Consider the following 18246-nt stretch of genomic DNA (forward strand, 5'->3'; position numbering starts at 1 on the left):
TCGGAGCATCAGCGCCAGCCGAGGGCCGGCGCGACGTGCTTCAGTATCGCCCCGATGACATGCGCGTTGTAATCCACGCCGAGCTGGTTGGGGACGGTCAGCAGCAGCGTATCGGCCTCGGCGATCGCTTCGTCCTCTCTCAGTTGTTCGACGAGGACATCCGGCTCGGCGGCGTAGGTACGGCCAAACACGGCAAGCTTGTCGGGCTCGATGTAGCCGAAATGATCCTCGCTCCCGTTGCCGCCAAAATAGGCGCGGTCGCGGTCATTCACCAGCGCGAAGATGCTGCGGCTGACGGACACTCGCGGCTCGCGCACATGTCCTGCTTCCTTCCACGCCGCGCGAAAAGCCCGGATCTGCTCGGCCTGCTGGATGTGGAGCGGCTGTCCGCCCTCGTCGAATTTGAGCGTCGAGCTTTGCAGGTTCATGCCAAGCTTTGCCGCCCATTGCGCGGTGGCGTTGGTGGCGGCGCCCCACCAGATCCTGTCGCGCAAACCGGCCGAGAACGGCTCCAGGCGCAGCATTCCAGGCGGATTGGGAAACATCGGCCGCGGGTTGGGTTGCGCGAAGCCTTCGCCGCGCAGCACTTCCAGGAAAACCTCGGCGTGGCTGCGTGCCATGTCGGCATCGCTCTGGCCTTCCTGCGGCACGTAGCCGAAATAGCGCCAGCCATCGATCACCTGCTCCGGCGATCCCCGGCTGATACCAAGCTGCAGGCGACCGCCAGCGATCAGGTCGGCCGCGCCTGCGTCCTCGGCCATATACAGCGGGTTTTCGTAACGCATGTCGATGACGGCGGTGCCGATCTCGATGCGGCTGGTTTTGGCGCCAACGGCAGCCAGAAGCGGAAAGGGCGAACCAAGCTGGCGGGCAAAATGATGCACGCGGAAATAGGCGCCGTCCGCGCCCAGCTCCTCGGCGGCCACCGCCAGTTCGATCGACTGCAGAAGCGCATCGGACGCCGACCGCGTCTGCGACTGGGACGAGGGCGACCAATGGCCAAAGGAAAGGAAGCCGATCTTCTTCATGCGACAAGCCCGTTCATTCTACATTCTCGTCGGCGCGACAGGATTACGTCGGGTCCGTGGGTAGCGCGTCCACACACCCATCGTCCATGACACAGACTGTCAAGGTTCCGAGAACGGCGTTTGTCTGCCTCGACTATTGCCTGGCGAACGCGCCCGTGTAGGTCTGCCCGGCAAGCGTATAGGTGGCGGCCAGCGTTCCGTCCGGCTGCATCGCAAAGCTGGCATCCGCGCCATTAGGAAGGCGCCCGAGCTTCAATGTGCTCCCGACAATCTTCCCGGCGCCGTCGGCCACTCCCGGCCTGTTGTCGGCCAGATCGCCCCACGCATAGGTGACCGTCACCTGCCCGCGCGGAGAAATCGTCAGCACGGCCAGCTTGCCTTCATACAGCCCATCCAGCCGCCCGGCCCATATGCCGGAAAAGGCGGCGTATTTGGGCGGAACGCCCTTGGCGGGCGGAATGACGGCAACGGAGGGATCCAGAACCGCCGAACCCTCTGGAGCAGGCGCCGCAACAGCGGGAAGAGCGGGCTGGGGAGCAGGCGGTGTTTCAGGAGCCGACTGGCAGGCGGCGAGCATGAATGCCGCCAAACCAAGCGTCGGAAGAGGACTGTTTGGTGGAGCCAATCGGAATCGAACCGACGACCTCTTGAATGCCATTCAAGCGCTCTCCCAACTGAGCTATGGCCCCACTCCCGGCAGTCAGCCGGCGCCGTTTCCGGCGAAGAGATCGACGCGGGTTGTGAAGTCCGCGCCGCTAGTGCAGGCGGCTTCTAACCCCGCCTTCCGTCAATATCAAGCCTTCCAGAGCCGCTTTTTCGTCACAACCCAAGAAAGCCTGCGGGCGCTTGCGCCCGCGGCCGATCAGACTTCGTCGTCGTCGTCGCCAACACCGATCATGTCGGCAACATCGTCGTCTTCTTCCTCTTCGTCGGCGAGGAAGGTGTCGTCCTCCTCGTCGCCGAGGTCCACATCGTCTTCGTCGTCACCGAGATCGGGAAGATCGTCGCCGCCCTTCGCCTCGTCGTCAGCCTCTTCGAGCGAGACGACCTCGGCGCCCTCTTCCTCCTCGGCGTCGACTTCCTTCTCCGCGACTTCCTCGTCCTCCTCGATCGCGGTGATCTTGCCTTCGTCGAAATAGGAACGCGGATAGCTCTTGCCGGTATAGGGCGAGACGATCGGGTCCTTGTTCAAGTCATAGAATTTGCGACCCGTTTCCGGGTCTATGCGTTTGGTGCCAAGTTCGGGTTTTGCCACGGCAAGCCTCGTAGATAAAAGGTTGGTCCCCTTAACCACTGTTTACGGCGCTGTCAAAGCCAAAAGCCGGCGTTGCAAAAGCCGGCCGTCGAGGGCCCGGCACAAGGGGATGACCATTTCCGTCCGCCGTGATACGAGACCGCCGCAACAAAAGAAAATGGCCGGTCCGCCGGCATTCCATCCAGGGAAAACCATGTCTCACGCTGCCGCCCCGAAACCGGCCACGGCCCGCAAATCCCCAGCTCTTTCCGGCGCCGCGCGCGTGCCCGGCGACAAGTCGATCTCGCATCGCTCCTTCATGTTCGGCGGCCTGGCCTCCGGCGAGACCCGCATCACCGGCTTGCTGGAGGGCGAGGACGTGATGCGCACGGGTGCCGCCATGAAGGCGATGGGCGCGCATATCGAGAAGCATGGCGACGAGTGGGTGATCCGCGGCACCGGCAACGGGGCTTTGCTGCAGCCGGAAGGGCCGCTCGATTTCGGCAATGCCGGCACCGGCTCGCGCCTCACCATGGGCCTGGTCGGCACCTATGACATGGAAACCACCTTCATCGGCGATGCTTCGCTGTCCGGCCGGCCGATGGGCCGCGTGCTCGAACCCTTGCGCCAGATGGGCGTACAGGTGCTGAAGGCAACGCCCGGCGACCGCATGCCGATCACGCTGCGCGGGCCCAAGCAGGCCGCCCCCATCACTTACCGCGTGCCGATGGCGTCGGCGCAGGTGAAGTCGGCGGTGCTGCTCGCCGGGTTGAACACGCCCGGCATCACCACCGTGATCGAGCCGGTGATGACGCGCGACCACACCGAAAAGATGCTGAAGGGGTTCGGCGCCAATTTGTCGGTCGAGACCGACGAGCGCGGCGTGCGCCATATCTTCATCGAAGGCCAGGGCAAGCTTACGGGGCAGACCATCGCCGTGCCTGGCGATCCGTCCTCGGCTGGCTTCCCGCTGGTGGCGGCATTGATCGTGCTGGGTTCCGACATTGTCATCGAAAACGTGCTGATGAACCCTACCCGCACCGGGCTGCTGCTGACCTTGCAGGAAATGGGCGGACGGATCGACATCCTCAACCCGCGCAATGCCGGCGGCGAAGATGTCGCCGATTTGCGCGTGCGCTCCTCCGAGCTGAAGGGCGTCACCGTGCCGCCCGAGCGGGGACCGTCGATGATCGACGAGTACCCGGTGCTGGCGGTGGCGGCGAGCTTCGCCGAAGGCGAGACGCTGATGCAGGGGCTTGAAGAATTGCGCGTCAAGGAATCCGACCGGCTCTCGGCGGTGGCCAACGGGTTGAAGCTCAACGGCGTCGACTGCACCGAAGGCGAAGCGACGCTGGCCGTGCGCGGCAGGCCCGGCGGCAAGGGACTGGGCCAGCACCCCAATGGCCAGGGCACCATCGTCCAGACCCATCTCGACCACCGCATCGCCATGAGTTTTCTGGTGATGGGGCTAGCGACGGAGAAGCCGGTGACCATCGACGATCAGGCGATGATCGCGACGAGTTTTCCTGAGTTCATGGGATTGATGAAGGGTCTTGGAGCGGAGATCGGATAGCGGTCGATGGCAATGGCAACCCTGGGAAATTGGCGCCTGACATCTCTCCCTTCGTCATCCTGGGGCGGAGCAAGGAGCGAAGCGACGCGGCGCAGACCCCAGGATCCATGCCGTTGCATCGGAGCGCCGCAACGGTGCAGGATTCTGGTCCGCAACAGTCTTCGGCTGATGTCACGGCATGGATCCCAGGGTCTTCGCTCCGCTGCGCGTTCGCTGCGCCCTGGGATGACGAAGGCGCGAGTTGCCAAGCGAACAAGGGCGTTGACCTACCAATGACCCCAACCTTCACCATCGCCATCGACGGCCCGGCAGGCGCCGGCAAAGGCACGCTCGCCCGGCGGCTCGCCGACCATTACCGGCTCAACCTGCTCGACACCGGCCTCACCTATCGCGCGGTGGCGCATGCATTGCTTCAACTCGGCCTGCCGCTGGAGAATGTTTCTGCGGCCGAGACCGCGGCGCGCCAGGTCGACCTGGCCAAGCTCGACCGGGCCGTGCTGTCGGCGCATGCGGTCGGCGAGGCGGCCTCGAAGGTGGCGGTGTATCCGACCGTGCGGCGCATCCTTGTCGAGAAGCAGCGCGACTTCGCTAAAACGCCGCCGGGTGCGGTGCTCGACGGGCGCGACATCGGCACCGTGGTGTGCCCCGACGCCGACATCAAGCTCTATGTCACCGCCAGCGCCGAGGTGCGGGCGCGGCGGCGGCTGGCCGAGATCGAAAGCATCGGCGGCAGCGCCAATTTCAACGAGATCCTCGCCGACATCATGCGTCGCGACGAGCGCGACATGGGCCGCGCCGACTCGCCGCTGAAGCCGGCGACCGACGCGCACTTGCTTGATACCAGCGAAATGGCTATAGAAGCCGCGTTTCTTGCAGCCATGGCGATCATCGACGACGTGCTGGCCAAGAGAAACAAGGCCTGATCCAGGTTTTTCCTCACGCTGCCGATTGCCGGCGGCGAAGAAAATACCCATATCAGGCACGAACCAGCCTGCCTGCATTCTTCATGCGCCGGAATTGCCGCTTAAAGCGGCCCAGGGCTTTTGTAGCCCGGAACGCCGGCAGGCCAACGCAACGCTAACCCACGGCGCCCGTCCCGCTTGAGATGCGGGGCATTCCAGGAGAAAATATGTCAGCTGCAAATCCCACTCGCGATGATTTCGCGAGCCTGCTCGAAGAATCTTTTACCGCCGGCCATTCCGGCGAAGGCCAGGTCGTCAAGGGCACGATCACCGCGATCGAAAAGGACATGGCCATCATCGACGTCGGCCTCAAGGTCGAAGGCCGCGTGCCGCTGAAGGAATTCGGCGTCAAGGGCAAGGACACCACCCTCAAGGTTGGTGACACCGTCGAAGTCTATGTCGAGCGCATCGAGAACGCGCTTGGCGAAGCGATGCTGTCGCGTGAGAAGGCTCGTCGCGAAGAGAGCTGGGTGCGTCTCGAAGAGAAGTTCACCAAGGGTGAGCGCGTCGAAGGCGTCATCTTCAACCAGGTCAAGGGCGGCTTCACCGTCGACCTCGACGGCGCCGTGGCCTTCCTGCCGCGCAGCCAGGTCGATATCCGTCCGATCCGCGACGTTTCCCCGCTGATGCACAACCCGCAGCCCTTCGAGATCCTCAAGATGGATCGCCGCCGGGGCAACATCGTGGTGTCGCGCCGCACCGTGCTCGAAGAGAGCCGCGCCGAACAGCGTTCGGAAATCGTGCAGAACCTCGAAGAGGGCCAGGTTGTCGAAGGCGTGGTCAAGAACATCACCGACTACGGTGCGTTCGTCGACCTCGGCGGCATCGACGGCCTGCTGCATGTCACCGACATGGCATGGCGCCGCGTCAACCATCCGACCGAAATCCTCAACATCGGCCAGACGGTCAAGGTGCAGATCATCCGCATCAACCAGGAAACCCACCGCATCTCGCTCGGCATGAAGCAGCTCGAGAGCGATCCGTGGTCCGAGATCGGCACCAAGTTCCCGATCGGCAAGAAGATCAAGGGCACCGTCACCAACATCACCGACTACGGCGCGTTCGTCGAGCTGGAGCCGGGCATCGAAGGCCTCATCCACGTTTCGGAAATGTCGTGGACGAAGAAGAACGTGCACCCCGGCAAGATCCTGTCGACGACCCAGGAAGTCGACGTGGTGGTGCTCGAGGTCGATCCGGCCAAGCGCCGCATTTCGCTCGGCCTCAAGCAGACGCTGGAAAACCCTTGGGAAGCCTTCGCGCGCACCCATCCGGTCGGCAGCCAGGTCGAGGGCGAGGTCAAGAACAAGACCGAGTTCGGCCTGTTCATCGGCCTGGAAGGCGACGTGGACGGCATGGTGCACCTCTCCGACCTCGACTGGACCCGTCCGGGCGAGCAGGTTATCGAAGAGTACAATCGCGGCGACATGGTCAAGGCGCAGGTGCTCGACGTCGACATCGAGAAGGAGCGCATCTCGCTCGGCATCAAGCAGCTGGCCAAGGATACGGTCGGCGAAGCGGCGACTTCGGGCGAACTGCGCAAGAACGCCGTCGTCACCTGCGAGGTTATCGGCGTCAAGGATGGCGGTCTGGAAGTGCGGCTGGTCGACAGCGGCATCGAGACCTTCATCAAGCGCTCCGATCTGAGCCGTGACCGCGACGAACAGCGCCCCGAGCGCTTCACCGTCGGCCAGAAGGTCGACGCCCGCGTCATCGCCTTCGACAAGAAGACCCGCAAGCTGCAGGTCTCGATCAAGGCGCTGGAAATCGCCGAAGAGAAGGAAGCGGTCGCTCAGTACGGCTCGACCGACTCCGGCGCATCGCTGGGCGACATCCTGGGTGCTGCGCTGAAGAAGCAGGGCAGCTAAGCGCTTTCGCACCGACTGAAACCAAAACCCCGCCGGAGCGATCCGGCGGGGTTTTTCTTTGGGATATGCCGAGGGATCAGGCCCGGCCGTAAAGCGGCACCAGCGCGCCGCTCATTGCCAAATTGGCCGGCGAGGCGAGATAGGCGATGGCTTCGGCCACCGCTTCGAGGCTGACCCATTTGCTGAAATCGGCGTCCGGCATGTCGGCCCGGTTTGCCGGCGTGTCGAGCGTCGAGGGCGCCACGGCATTGACCAGTATGCCCTTGCCTTTCAATTCCTCGGCCATCGCCAGCGTCATCGCGGCGACTGCCGCCTTGCTGGCGGCATAGGCGACCATGCCGGAGCCGCGCCTGGGCTCGAGCCCGGCGCGCGCCGTGACGTTGACGATGCGGCCCGCCGTGCTTGACGCCAGCATCGAGCGGACAGCGGCGCGACAGCACAGGAACGTGGTGCGGGCGTTGGTGTCCATCATCTCGGCGAAGGACGCCGATTCGATCTTCTCCACCGGCGCCATCGTGAAGCCGCCCGCCAGATGGATTGAACCCCAGAGTTCCGGAAGCTGGTGGTAGAACGCCTCGACCTTGGCGGAGTCCGACAGGTCGACATTGTGCGCCAGCCTGACGCGGTCATGCGTGGTGAAAGGAAAATGCGAAGGTGCGGCGGCATGGGCATTGGGCACATGGCAGACCGCGCCCTGCTCCAAGAGCTTGCCGACAACCGCGCCGCCCAGCGCCCCGGTGCCGCCGGTCACCACGATATGCCTGCCGTCCAGTGTTTCCGTCATATTCGACTGCTCCAGTGTTCTTATGCTTGGGCCACGCCGCCGGCGAAAGTCGCGCCTTTCGCTCGATCACTCAACTGAAATATCGACATGGCTGGGTCGCGTCTTTGCATCGCTCGGGCCGCCGGCCAGACGCAAGCCTCGCCAGGCTAACGCATGAAGCGCTCTGCCCGGCCAAACTCAGTCGACGGTTATTTCGATGACGTAGGGAAGTCCGCTCGCGCGTGCGCGCTTGAGCGCATCCGCCAGCCCGCCAACGCCGGCAAGCCGCTCGGCGGCAATGCCATAGGCCTCGGCCAGCTTGCAGAAATCCGGCGGCGCCGGCGACACACCGACCGGTTCGACGCCGACGTTCAGCATCGAAGTCTCGATCTCGCGATAGCCGCGATTGTTCCAGACGACGAAGATGACCGGCGCATCCGCATCGAGGGCGGCGCCCAGCTCCGGCAAGGTGAACTGGAAGCCGCCATCGCCGGTGAGGCAGACGACCGGCGCCTCGGGCACGGCAAGCGCGGCACCGATGGCCGCCGGCGGGCCAAAGCCCAGCGCGCCGAAGCCGGTGGCGGCATTGAACCAGCCACCCGGCCGGTCATGGTCGTAGTAAAGGTTGGCGGCGTAGATCGGCTGCGTCGAGTCGCCGACGATGATTGATCCGGGCAGTGCATCGCGGATCACTTCGACCGCGCGCATCTGCGCCTGCATGGCCGGGCCAAGTTCTGCAAATGCGGCCTGCCGGGTTGCGGCGGCGCGGGCCGGGCCGTCGGCCGAAGCAGGCGGCCTGTCGCCAAGCCGAGCCAGCAAGGCCTCGATCGCCTCGGCGCAGTCAGCCTGGATGGCGACGGTGGCCGGGCGGCGCGCGAGCTGGTCGGCGCCGATGTCGATGCGGATCAGATTGGCCGGCAGGACGAAACCGCCATCGCTATAACCGTCATACTCGGTCGGACCGAATTCGGTGCCGGCGGCAATGACCAGGTCGGCCTCCGCCATCAGCGCCCGCACTGCCTTCAGGCAGGGGCCTGCCGGCACGCACAGCGGATGGCGGTGCAGCAGGCCGCGCGCATTGGCGGTCTCGACGACCGGCGCGCCGAGCCTTTCGGCCAGCCGCCGCAACGGCGCCTCGGCCCGCCTGGCGCCACCGCCGGCAAGGATCAGCGGGCGGCGGGCGTCCGCGCAAAGCCTGGCTGCCTCCTCTATCGCCGCCGCGTCGGGAACCGGCGGCGCGGCATTGCTCAGCAAGGCTTCGATGCCGTCGCCCGGCTTGACCATGACGTCGGTCGGGATCTCGATATGGACCGGGCCCGGACGCGAGGACGAGAACAGCGCGAAGGCGCGGGCGAGCACGCCGGGCAATTCGCCGGCCTCGGTGACACGATGCGAGAACAGCGCCACCTTCTCCATCATGCCGCGCTGGTCGGGCAGTTCGTGCAGATGGCCGAGACCCTTGCCGAGTGTCGGCATGGCGTTGACGCCGGAAATCACCAGCATCGGCACCGAATCGGCGCGCGCCTGGCCCATGGCGGTGATGGTGTTGGTCAGCCCCGGCCCGGTGATGACGAAGGCGACGCCCGGGCGGCCGCTGGCGCGCGCATAGCCGTCGGCCATGAAGCCGGCACCCTGCTCGTGGCGCGGCGTCACATGGCGGATATTCGAACGCGCCAGGCCGCGATAGAGCTCGACCGTATGGACGCCCGGAATGCCGAAGACGGTATCGACGCCATGGGCCTCGAGCAAGGTGATGAGCGCTTCGCCGATCGTGGTCATTGTCTGAGCACCGGACGCGTGAGGCAGGTCGGGCCGCCCTCGCAGGCGATACACAGCGCATCCGCCTCGAAGGTTGAGACCGTGCAGCCGGCGGCCTGCATGGCGGCGGCGGTCTTCGGAAAACCAGCGACCGCGATCACCTGGCGCGGGGCGGTCGGCAACACGTTGAGGCTGAGCCCGTTGGAGGCGAAGAACTCGTCGGCGTCGCCCTCGACCAGGCGAATGCCGCGGCCGCGCAGCATCTGGTAGAAGGCAGCCGGAAGAAGCGGCGCGTAGACCAGCGCCAGATCGTCGGCCAGCGGACTGATCACCGACATCAGGTGCAGGCAGGCTTCCTCGCCGTGCCAGAGCGGCAGGTCGAAGCTGTAGACTTGGATGCCCTTCGGCGAAAGCAGGTTCGCAAGCTGCTGGATGCCATCCTGGTTGGTGCGCACGCCGCGGCCCACGGCCAGCGTGGTTCTGTCCACCCAGACACAGTCGCCGCCCTCGACCTGGCCGGGGCTTTCGATGCGACCAAGAACGGGAATGCCCATGCGACTGTAGGCAGCTTCGTGCAAAGCCGGTTCGCCAACGCGCAGTGCCTTGCCCATGGCGAGGATGATGGCGCCATGGTCGGTCATCAGCGAGGGGTCGTGGGTGAAGACGGAATCGGCAAGCCCGTCATCGGCGTCGGTCAGCCATTCGATCTCGGCGCCGGAGGCCGAAACCAGCCTGGTCAGCGCCTCGTGCTGGGCGGCGGCCTTTTGCGGATCGAAACCGGGGCCATAATGCCACTCCGATGCCCTGGCATGGCGCATGGCGCCGGCGGCGGAGCGCATCAGCACGCGTTCAAGCTGCCCGGCCATGGACTGCGACCCGAATGTTTTGCCCACCAACTTCTCCCTGAAACGTCCGTTTCGCCACTAACCACCACAACAGGCTGTGATCAATGGTCCAAAAACCATGGTTGACGGATGCAAGCGGAACGGTCCATCTTGCGAAAGGGAACTTCTGTTTTGCGACGGGTAATGGGTAAAAGATTTCAGCAGCGATGGCTCCGGCGGCTCCGCGGAGCACTGAAAGCGTAATGGCGTTGGCTACGGCTCCCGCACTGAAACATACGGCGCAGGACGGCGCCGCCGAAGCCATCCATGTCGAGAACCTGCACAAGAAATTCGGCGAATTGCATGTGCTAAAAGGCGTCTCGCTGTCGGCGCGCGACGGCGAGGTCATTGCCATCATCGGCGGCTCAGGCTCCGGCAAGTCGACGCTTTTGCGCTGCATCAACTGCCTGGAAAATCCGACCAGCGGCATCATCCGCGTCAATGGCGAGGAGATCAAGCTGAAGGCCGACAGCCACGGCCACACCGTTCCCGCAGACCGCAAGCAGATCGAACGCATCCGCTCCAAGCTCGGCATGGTGTTCCAGAACTTCAACCTGTGGAGCCATATGACGCTGATCGAGAACGTCATCGAAGTTCCGGTGCACGTGCTTGGCGTCAAGCGCGACGAGGCGATTGCCCAGGCCGAAAAGCTGCTTGCCCGCGTCGGCCTCGCCGAAAAGCGCGACGTCTATCCAGCCTATCTGTCGGGGGGCCAGCAGCAGCGCGCGGCGATCGCTCGCGCGCTGGCGATCAACCCGCGCGTCATGCTGTTCGACGAACCGACCTCGGCACTCGATCCCGAACTGGTCGGCGAGGTGCTGAAGGTGATCGGCGACCTGGCGCGCGAAGGGCGCACCATGGTGCTGGTCACCCATGAGATGAAGTTTGCCCGCGAGGTCGCGACGCATGTCGTCTATCTCTACAACGGGCTGGTCGAGGAAGAAGGACCGCCGAAGCAGATCTTCGGCGCGCCCAAATCCGAAAGGCTCAAACAATTCATCCGCAACATCGGCTAGATCAGGCCGAAAGCGGGCGAAGAACCGGGAACCAACAACAAACTGGGAGTTCTGACATGAAGACTGTTCTGAAGACATTCGCCGCAGCGTTGCTGCTCGGCGTCGCCGCCATGGGCGTGGCCAAGGCCGATCCGGTCAAGATCGGCGTCGCCGCCGAACCCTATCCGCCCTTCGCCTCACCGGACGCCTCCGGCAAGTGGGTCGGCTGGGAGGTCGATTTCATCGACGCCGTCTGCGCCGAAGAGAAACTCGACTGCGTCATCACCCCGGTCGGCTGGGACGGCATCATTCCGGCGCTGACGACCAAGAAGATCGACGTCATCGCCGCCTCGATGTCGATCACCGACGAGCGCAAGAAGACGATCGACTTCTCCGACAAGTATTACAACACGCCGACCGCCATTATCGGGCCGAAGGACCAGAAGTTCGGCGCCACGCCGGATGACCTCAAGGGCAAGATCATCGGGGTGCAGGTGTCGACCGTGCATGCCGTCTACGCCAAGAAGCACTTCACCGGTGCGGCGGAAATCAAGGAATACCAGACCCAGGATGAGGCCAACCAGGACCTCGCAGCCGGCCGTGTCGATGCGGTGCAGGCCGATTCGATCGCACTCGGCGAATTCCTCAAGTCCGATCAGGGCAAGGGGTGCTGCGACCTGAAGGGCATGGTGGCTCCGGACGTAGAAGTTCTGGGTCCCGGCGTCGGCGCCGGCATCCGCAAGGAAGACACCGAGCTGAAGGACAAGATCAACGCCGGCATCAAGGCCATCCGCGCCAACGGCAAGTATGAGGAGATTTCGAAGAAATACTTCGATTTCGACATCTACGGCGAAGACAGCCAGTCGAACTGACGGCCCGCGCACGAGCGAATGGCTGCACGGCGCGTAATGCGCGCCGTGCAGCCTCGCCGAAATCTGTCCACGCATGCTTTCCGCTGACGGGCGCAGCCCGCGGCCGGCGCCAGCCATTTGGGGGCGAAGCTGATCGAAGCACTTCTTCCGGCCTCGGCGGCCGGCATCATCGAGCTTCTCTCGCCCGTGCCGCCCGGCTGGGGCGGGACCCTGTTGCTCGGTCTGCTTCATTCGATAGAGATCGCGGTCGGCGCAACGTGCCTCGGCCTGCTGATCGGTACGTGCGGCGCCTATGGCAAGCTGTATGGCGGCCCGGTGGTGCGCGATCTCCTCGCAGTCTACACGACCGTGGTGCGCGCTGTGCCGGAGCTTGTGCTGATCCTGCTGCTCTATTATGCCGGCACCGACCTGATAAACCAGCTGCTGACGGCGATGGGCTATCAGCGCATCGACATCAGCGGGCTTGCGGCCGGCATTGCGGTGCTGGGCTTCGTCCAGGGCGCCTATTCGACCGAGGTCATTCGCGGCGCGATCCTTGCCATTCCACAAGGACAAATTGAAGCTGCCCGCGCCTATGGCATGTCACCCGGCCTTCTTCTCAGGCGCATCACGCTGCCGGCGATGCTGCCTTTCGCCATACCTGGCCTTGCCAATCTCTGGCTGATCGCCACCAAGGACACGGCGCTGCTGGCAGTCGTCGGCTTTTACGAACTCGCGCTGGCAACACGACAGGCGGCGGGCGTCACCAAGGCCTATTTCACCTTCTATGTCGCGGCGGGCGCGCTGTATCTTATGCTGTCGCTGTTTTCCAACGTGATCCTCGGCCGGATCGAGGCCTGGTCGCGGCGCGGCATGCCTTCGGTCAAGGAGGCACGTTGATGGCCGGCGAAGCGACCGTCATCAACGTAGCCGCGCGCACATCGCTGTGGCTGCAGCCGCATCGCATCGTGCTGATCCTGATCGCGCTGGCGCTGGTCCTCGGCGCCGCCTTCTTCATGCGCTGGGACTGGCTGCCGCAATATTACGAAATGGGATTGCTGGGCATCTGGCGGTCGCTGTGGATCCTGGCCGTCACCTGCTTCCTGGGCTTCATGCTCGCCGTGCCGCTCGGGCTGGCGCAGGCGGCGGGTCCATTCTGGTTTTCCGCACCCGCCAAGGCCTTCTGCACCGTCATCCGGGGAACGCCGCTGCTGATCCAGCTCTGGCTGCTCTACTACGGGCTGGGTTCGCTGTTTCCCCAGTATCCGTGGATCCGCGAGTCCTGGATGTGGCCCTATCTCCGCCAGGCCTGGCCCTATGGCGTCCTGGCGCTGACACTGTCCTTCGCCGGCTATGAGGGCGAGGTGATGCGCGGCGCCTTTGCCGGCGTGCCGAAGGGTCAGCTCGAGGCTGCCCGCGCCTTCGGCATGAGCCGCTGGAAGATATTCCGGCGCATCTGGCTGCCGCAGGCCATCTACCGGGCGCTGCCGACGCTGACCGGCGAAACCGTGCTGCAATTGAAGTCGACGCCACTGGTGGCGACGATCAGCGTCATCGATATCTTCGCCGTCTCCTCCAAGGTGCGGCAGGACACCTACCTCACCTATGAACCCTTGCTGCTGCTGGCGTTGATCTATATGGCCATCACCGGCATTCTCGTCTTCGCCTTCAGCCGGATCGAAGCGCGGATCCCGAACAAGGTCGGTTAGGATTTTGGTGAGTAGCCAGGAGTGAGTAGTGTGCAGGCAGTCGCTCCCACCACTCACTAATCCCCACTCACTACTCACTAAAGGCAATCGCCATGCAACTCAGTCTCGACCAGGCAACCGGATTGTGCCGGATGGCGGCACTCGGCGCCGGCGCCAATGAGGAAGCGGCGCAGTCGCTCGCCGCCTCCATCGTCGCGGCCGAGGCGGAAGGGCTCGTCTCGGTCGGGCTGACGCATCTCATCGACTATCTGGAAGCGATCGAAGCCGGCCGCATCGATGGCAATGCCGACCCCGTCATCACCAGGCCGGCGCTCGCGGTCTATCTTTCCGATGCGCGAGGCGGCCTCGCTCATACCGGTTTCGACCGCACGATCGACGATCTTGCGAAGGCCGCAAAACTGTTCGGCGTCTCGATCTTCTCGCAGAAAAACGCCTATACATGCGGCGCGCTCGGCTATTTCACCGGCCGGCTGGCAGCGCTTGGGCTGGTGTCCTTCGCCGCCACCAACGGGCCCGCGGTGCTTGCCGGTTCCGGCTCGGTCAAGCCGGTCTACTGCACCAACCCGATGTCGTTTGCCGCACCCGCCGCCGACGGATCGCCTTTAGTCATCGACCAGTCGTCGAGCGCCACCGCCTTCGTCAACATCCGCAAGGCGGCCGAGGATGGCAGGAAGATCCCCGAAGGCTGGGCGCTCGATGCTAGCGGCAACCCGACCACCGATGCGGCGGCGGCCATGAAAGGCGCCATGCTTGCCTTCGGCGGCCAGCGCGGCGCCAACATCGCGCTGATGGTCGAGGTGCTGGCCGCCGGCCTGTCCGGCGCCAACTGGTCAATCGACGCCCCCTGGTTCACCGGCGGGCCGGACAGCCCGGGAACCGGCCTGTTCGTGCTTGCGATCGAGCCGAAGCTGCTCGATCCGGATTTCGAGCAGCGCATGAGAGACCAGCTCGACCGGCTGCGGCGGCGCTACGGCGTGCACGTGCCGGGACGCGCCCGGGCCGAGGCGGCGGAGAAGGCGCAAGCACGGGGCATAGACGCGCCCAAGGCGGTGGTGCAGCGCATTTCCGAATTCGCCGAGCGCTATTCGGGCTGAAATCCTTATCCATCAAATAAATAGCTGACCTCTCCCGCGAGGCTGTGGGCAGGCGTGGATTTTTTGCGTCCGTCGCTGAACCTTCCAGTGGGTGGCGGCGACCAATGCCTGACCGGGTCGGGCTTGCCCGGTCGGTGTCTACTGTCGGATGCGTCCAGGGCTGGGGCGGGCGTCTCACGCCAAGCTGATACCGTCTCAGGTCAGGCCGTCTCGTTGGACCCTGGTTTCGACACGAACGTCACCCGGAAAACCCCGCTTCGGCGGGGTTTTCTGCGTTTTTGTCTGCTGTCAAGAAAAACATGTGAGCGACGGTCAACTTTTGTTTATTTGACACTGCCCGACCCCATCGGGCGTTTGCGGATGACAGCAACACAGAGGAGACCGCCTTGTCCGCAACCACCGACAGCACTCGCAGCAACCTTTTCGTTCCCGCCCTTGGCGGCGTCTACGCCACATTGAACAATGCCGCGGAAACCATGCTGCGGGCCGTCGCCGGCATCTTCCTTACCATCCATGGCTCGGAGAAGATCACCGATCCGTTCGGCGCCGCCGAGATGGTCGAGGGCCTCGGCTTCTATCCCGGCGCGTTCTGGTCGCTGCTTCTCGCCTGCACCGAATTCTTCGGCGGCATTTTCATCGCCATCGGCCTGCTTACCCGCCCAGTTGCCTTTGCCGGGATGTTCGTGCTTCTGGTGACTGTGTGGTTCCACTGGGTCACCGTCGGTCAAGGTTTTTCCGGCGCCGAAAAGTCGCTTTTGTGGGCAACGATCCTGCTCTTCTTCGTCATCCGTGGCGGCAACCGCCATTCGGTCGACGCGCGCATCGGCAAGGCGTTCTGAGGCGGGTCTGTTTAGATGCGATTCCCAAGGGAAAGCGCTATGCGCTTTTCCCGGGAAAACCGCTTCACACTTTTCCTGGAATTGCTCTGAAACAAGGTCACGAGCGACCTCCGGTCGCTCTTTGCCTTTGCCTCGAAACGGATTAAGAAGCGGCTTCAGCCAAGCTTGCGAGCGCCGGAGCCAGCCATGACCGAAATCCTGCAGACCCCCAAGCTCGTCGTCGTGTTCGGCGGGTCCGGTTTTGTCGGCCGCCACGTGGTGCGGGCACTGGCCAAGCGCGGCTACCGTATCAGGGTGCCCGTGCGCCGGCCCGATCTCGCCGGCCATCTGCAGCCGCTCGGCAATGTCGGCCAGATCCAGCCGGTGCAGGCCAATGTGCGCGTGCGCTGGTCGGTCGACCGTGCCGTGCAGGGCGCCGACCATGTCATCAACCTGGTCGCCATCCTGCATGAGAGCGGCCGGCAGAAATTTTCCGCCGTGCATGAGTTCGGCACCCGCGCCATCGCCGAAGCCGCGCGCGCGGTCGGCGCCGGCCTCACCCATATTTCGGCGCTGGGCGCGGATCTCAACGCGAAATCGGACTATGCCCGCACCAAGGCACTCGGCGAAAAGGCGGTGCTGGAGACGATCGCGGATGCTGTCATCTTCCGTCCCTCGATCAATTTCGGACCGGAGGACGCCTTCTTCAACCGCTTCGCCAACATGGCACGCTATTCGCCGGTGCTGCCGTTGCTCGGCGGCGGGCTGACCAAGTTCCAGCCGGTCTATGTCGGCGATGTCGCCGAGGCAGTGGCGCGCTCGGTCGAAGGCAAGGTCGAAGGCGGCCGGATCTACGAACTCGGCGGGCCGCAGGTGCTCACCTTCAAGGAATGCATGGAAGAACTGCTCACCGTGATCGAGCGCAAGCGGATTTTGCTGCCCGTGCCGTGGTGGGTGGCGAACATGCAGGCGTCGGTTCTCGGGCTGTTGCCCAACCCGGTGCTGACCAAGGACCAGGTGCTGCAACTGCGCGAGCACAACATCGTCTCGGACGCGGCCGCCAAGGAAAGCAGGACGCTTGCCGGCCTCGGCATCCAGCCGCAGTCGATTGGCACGATCCTGCCCAGCTACCTCTGGCGCTTCCGCGCCGCCGGCCAGTTCCAGCGCAAGTCGGCAGCCTAAGCGGCAAGGGCCCGCTCAGCCGTCTATGAAACGCGGCTCGTGACCTGCATCGGCAGGCCGCCTTGCGGCTGCGTCGTCAGCTTCTGCACCGGCCAGGGCTTCGTCTCAGGAGTGGTGTCAAAGCGGAAGCGCGACAGCATGATGGCCAGCGCGATGATCGCCTCCTGCATGGCGAAGCTGGCGCCGATGCAGACGCGCGGGCCGGCGCCGAACGGCAGATACTGGTAGCGGTCGATTTTTTCACGATTTCCCGGGTGGAAGCGTTCGGGCATGAAGGCGTCCGGCCTGTCCCACAGTTTTCTGTGGCGATGCACGACCCACGGCATCACCAGCACCGCGGCGCGCTTGGGAATGTAGAGCTCGTTCCAGGTCTCCGGCTCGATCGGCTCGCGATTGATCGACGGCGCGGGCGGATAGAGGCGTAACGCCTCCTCGAAGGCGGCGCGGGTGAGAGGCATGGCATCGAGCCATTTCGTCGCATCGGGCTCGCGCGCCAACACAGTGTCGATTTCGCGCTCGACCTTTTCGCGCTCCCAGGGCGCCTCGGCCAGGCAATAAATCGTCCAGCCCAGGGCGCGGGCCGTGGTCTCGTGGCCGGCGCCGATGAAGGTGATGATATTGTCCTCGACCTCGGCGCGCGTCAGCCCGTCCGGCCCCTCGGCCTTGAGCAGCAGGGTGAGGAAATCCTGCGGCACCGTATCGGCATCGCGCTTCAGCTGCTCCTCGCGCATCCGGACGGTGTCGGTGACGATCTTGCGGAAATAGGCCATGGTCTTGCGACCACGGATGCGTGTCAGGCGCGGCAACCATTCTGGCGCGCGCAGCAGGTCGAGCGGATCGACGCGGCCCATGGTCTCGAACAGCCGGTCGATCTCCCTGGCGAAGCTGCCCGGCTCGCCCGATATCTCGCCGGAAAACAACGTCTCGGCCAGGATATCGTAGGTGAGCAGCGTCATGTCATGGGCGATGTCGGAGATGCCGCCGGCCTCGTAGCGACTGACGAAGTCCAGCGTGCGTTTCAGCATCGGCTGGGCAAAACCGAAGATGTGGCGCGGCGTGAACACCGGCGCCATCGCCTTGCGCGACCGCTTCCACACCTCGCCCTCGGCGGTCAACAGGCCGTCGCGCAGGATCGGGCGCAGGATCATCTGGCGCACCGTCGCCATCTTGTAGTTCCTGGCGTTGTCGACCAGTACGTGGCGGATGAGGCCAGGATCGTTGGCAACGACCAATGGTCCGCCGACGCCGTTCACCGAGATCCAGGGCTCGTTGTAGGTGTGCTCGCTCCACAGTTCGAGCGGATTGCGATAGACGATGCGCATCATCTCCAGCGTCGAAGGCGGCGTCGTGCGCGGCTTCGGCGCGGGCGGAACGAAAGGGGCGGGCTGCGTGTCCATGGGATGCTCCGCTGATACCCCAATGTAGTGAGCGGCAAAGCCGGCGTCCATGCCGCCGAACGGCAGGGCACCGGCATCCGCTCTCCGGATTTTGACCGGCCGCCCGAGCCCTGCCCTCTTGCTGCCAGTTGCC

At 64.5% G+C, this 18246-nt stretch carries 17 protein-coding genes and 1 tRNA gene; 10 read left to right on the forward strand and 8 right to left on the reverse strand.

Annotation, left to right across the window (positions count from 1 at the left end; genetic code table 11):
- Positions 1 to 8: 8 nt before the first annotated feature.
- From AC1RUK_RS25605 to AC1RUK_RS25620, 4 genes are all read right to left on the reverse strand, one after another.
- The gene (locus tag AC1RUK_RS25605) at positions 9 to 1028 is read right to left on the reverse strand and encodes an LLM class flavin-dependent oxidoreductase (protein WP_481838420.1); all 1020 of its coding nucleotides are present in this window, start codon (positions 1026 to 1028) and stop codon (positions 9 to 11) included.
- Between the two features lie 133 nt (positions 1029 to 1161).
- Entirely contained in the window at positions 1162 to 1605 is a 444-nt protein-coding gene (locus AC1RUK_RS25610; protein WP_481838419.1) for a hypothetical protein, read from the reverse strand.
- Positions 1606 to 1641: 36 nt separating this feature from the next.
- Positions 1642 to 1717 (reverse strand) — tRNA-Ala (locus tag AC1RUK_RS25615).
- A 173-nt stretch (positions 1718 to 1890) separates the two neighbouring features.
- A complete protein-coding gene (locus AC1RUK_RS25620; protein ID WP_436170452.1) occupies positions 1891 to 2283 on the reverse strand; it encodes a TIGR02300 family protein in 393 nt (130 codons plus the stop codon).
- Positions 2284 to 2476: 193 nt separating this feature from the next.
- On the opposite strand from AC1RUK_RS25620, the gene aroA reads away from it, so the two are divergent.
- The 3 genes from aroA (at position 2477) to rpsA (ending at position 6662) form a co-directional block, all read left to right on the forward strand.
- On the forward strand, positions 2477 to 3835 hold the full coding sequence (aroA, locus tag AC1RUK_RS25625) for a 3-phosphoshikimate 1-carboxyvinyltransferase (RefSeq protein ID WP_481838418.1): 1359 nt from the start codon (positions 2477 to 2479) through the stop codon (positions 3833 to 3835).
- Positions 3836 to 4107: 272 nt separating this feature from the next.
- The gene (gene cmk, locus AC1RUK_RS25630) at positions 4108 to 4758 is read left to right on the forward strand and encodes a (d)CMP kinase (protein WP_481839393.1); all 651 of its coding nucleotides are present in this window, start codon (positions 4108 to 4110) and stop codon (positions 4756 to 4758) included.
- 206 nt (positions 4759 to 4964) lie between these two features.
- Positions 4965 to 6662 (forward strand): 30S ribosomal protein S1, encoded by a 1698-nt coding sequence (gene rpsA / locus AC1RUK_RS25635; RefSeq protein ID WP_006204006.1) that lies wholly within the window; start codon positions 4965 to 4967, stop codon positions 6660 to 6662.
- Positions 6663 to 6738: 76 nt separating this feature from the next.
- Here rpsA and AC1RUK_RS25640 read toward each other — a convergent pair whose 3' ends face one another.
- The 3 genes from AC1RUK_RS25640 to AC1RUK_RS25650 all read right to left on the reverse strand — a co-directional run bounded on the left by AC1RUK_RS25640 (position 6739) and on the right by AC1RUK_RS25650 (position 10049).
- Positions 6739 to 7446 carry an SDR family NAD(P)-dependent oxidoreductase gene (locus AC1RUK_RS25640; RefSeq protein WP_481838417.1) on the reverse strand — a complete coding sequence of 236 codons (708 nt, stop codon included), beginning with the start codon at positions 7444 to 7446 and terminating at the stop codon, positions 6739 to 6741.
- Between the two features lie 177 nt (positions 7447 to 7623).
- Positions 7624 to 9204 carry a 5-guanidino-2-oxopentanoate decarboxylase gene (locus AC1RUK_RS25645; RefSeq protein ID WP_481838416.1) on the reverse strand — a complete coding sequence of 527 codons (1581 nt, stop codon included), beginning with the start codon at positions 9202 to 9204 and terminating at the stop codon, positions 7624 to 7626.
- Positions 9201 to 10049, reverse strand: a complete 849-nt coding sequence (locus AC1RUK_RS25650; RefSeq protein ID WP_481839392.1) for a dimethylarginine dimethylaminohydrolase family protein — start codon at positions 10047 to 10049, stop codon at positions 9201 to 9203. Before AC1RUK_RS25650 ends, AC1RUK_RS25645 begins: the two co-directional genes overlap by 4 nt.
- A gap of 221 nt (positions 10050 to 10270) precedes the next feature.
- Here AC1RUK_RS25650 and AC1RUK_RS25655 point away from each other — a divergent pair, with 221 nt between their 5' ends.
- From AC1RUK_RS25655 to AC1RUK_RS25685, 7 genes are all read left to right on the forward strand, one after another.
- A complete protein-coding gene (locus AC1RUK_RS25655) occupies positions 10271 to 11083 on the forward strand; it encodes an ABC transporter ATP-binding protein (RefSeq protein WP_481838415.1) in 813 nt (270 codons plus the stop codon).
- 56 nt (positions 11084 to 11139) lie between these two features.
- On the forward strand, positions 11140 to 11934 hold the full coding sequence (locus AC1RUK_RS25660) for a transporter substrate-binding domain-containing protein (RefSeq protein WP_481838414.1): 795 nt from the start codon (positions 11140 to 11142) through the stop codon (positions 11932 to 11934).
- Between the two features lie 213 nt (positions 11935 to 12147).
- The gene (locus tag AC1RUK_RS25665; protein WP_481839391.1) at positions 12148 to 12813 is read left to right on the forward strand and encodes an ABC transporter permease; all 666 of its coding nucleotides are present in this window, start codon (positions 12148 to 12150) and stop codon (positions 12811 to 12813) included.
- Positions 12813 to 13622: an ABC transporter permease gene (locus AC1RUK_RS25670; protein WP_436170444.1), complete on the forward strand. Its 810-nt coding sequence runs from the start codon at positions 12813 to 12815 to the stop codon at positions 13620 to 13622. Before AC1RUK_RS25665 ends, AC1RUK_RS25670 begins: the two co-directional genes overlap by 1 nt.
- Positions 13623 to 13714: 92 nt before the next feature.
- On the forward strand, positions 13715 to 14716 hold the full coding sequence (locus AC1RUK_RS25675; RefSeq protein WP_481838413.1) for an Ldh family oxidoreductase: 1002 nt from the start codon (positions 13715 to 13717) through the stop codon (positions 14714 to 14716).
- 386 nt (positions 14717 to 15102) lie between these two features.
- Positions 15103 to 15555, forward strand: a complete 453-nt coding sequence (locus tag AC1RUK_RS25680; RefSeq protein WP_481838412.1) for a DoxX family protein — start codon at positions 15103 to 15105, stop codon at positions 15553 to 15555.
- 186 nt (positions 15556 to 15741) lie between these two features.
- A complete protein-coding gene (locus tag AC1RUK_RS25685) occupies positions 15742 to 16716 on the forward strand; it encodes a complex I NDUFA9 subunit family protein (RefSeq protein ID WP_481838411.1) in 975 nt (324 codons plus the stop codon).
- Between the two features lie 23 nt (positions 16717 to 16739).
- On the opposite strand, the gene AC1RUK_RS25690 is transcribed toward AC1RUK_RS25685, so the two are convergent.
- On the reverse strand, positions 16740 to 18113 hold the full coding sequence (locus AC1RUK_RS25690; RefSeq protein WP_481838410.1) for a cytochrome P450: 1374 nt from the start codon (positions 18111 to 18113) through the stop codon (positions 16740 to 16742).
- Between the last annotated feature and the right edge of the window lie 133 nt (positions 18114 to 18246).

The sequence above is a fragment of the Mesorhizobium monacense genome, from assembly GCF_056781675.1.

Bases quoted from the DNA above. Each gene is read 5' to 3' on its own strand.
- AC1RUK_RS25685 (WP_481838411.1), top strand. From the start codon at position 15,742: ATGACCGAAATCCTGCAGACCCCCAAGCTCGTCGTCGTGTTCGGCGGG.
- AC1RUK_RS25610 (WP_481838419.1), bottom strand. From the start codon at position 1,605: ATGCTCGCCGCCTGCCAGTCGGCTCCTGAAACACCGCCTGCTCCCCAG.
- AC1RUK_RS25640 (WP_481838417.1), bottom strand. From the start codon at position 7,446: ATGACGGAAACACTGGACGGCAGGCATATCGTGGTGACCGGCGGCACC.
- AC1RUK_RS25605 (WP_481838420.1), bottom strand. From the start codon at position 1,028: ATGAAGAAGATCGGCTTCCTTTCCTTTGGCCATTGGTCGCCCTCGTCC.
- rpsA (WP_006204006.1), top strand. From the start codon at position 4,965: ATGTCAGCTGCAAATCCCACTCGCGATGATTTCGCGAGCCTGCTCGAA.
- AC1RUK_RS25690 (WP_481838410.1), bottom strand. From the start codon at position 18,113: ATGGACACGCAGCCCGCCCCTTTCGTTCCGCCCGCGCCGAAGCCGCGC.
- cmk (WP_481839393.1), top strand. From the start codon at position 4,108: ATGACCCCAACCTTCACCATCGCCATCGACGGCCCGGCAGGCGCCGGC.
- AC1RUK_RS25670 (WP_436170444.1), top strand. From the start codon at position 12,813: ATGGCCGGCGAAGCGACCGTCATCAACGTAGCCGCGCGCACATCGCTG.
- AC1RUK_RS25675 (WP_481838413.1), top strand. From the start codon at position 13,715: ATGCAACTCAGTCTCGACCAGGCAACCGGATTGTGCCGGATGGCGGCA.
- aroA (WP_481838418.1), top strand. From the start codon at position 2,477: ATGTCTCACGCTGCCGCCCCGAAACCGGCCACGGCCCGCAAATCCCCA.
- AC1RUK_RS25655 (WP_481838415.1), top strand. From the start codon at position 10,271: ATGGCGTTGGCTACGGCTCCCGCACTGAAACATACGGCGCAGGACGGC.
- AC1RUK_RS25660 (WP_481838414.1), top strand. From the start codon at position 11,140: ATGAAGACTGTTCTGAAGACATTCGCCGCAGCGTTGCTGCTCGGCGTC.
- AC1RUK_RS25650 (WP_481839392.1), bottom strand. From the start codon at position 10,049: ATGGCCGGGCAGCTTGAACGCGTGCTGATGCGCTCCGCCGCCGGCGCC.
- AC1RUK_RS25645 (WP_481838416.1), bottom strand. From the start codon at position 9,204: ATGACCACGATCGGCGAAGCGCTCATCACCTTGCTCGAGGCCCATGGC.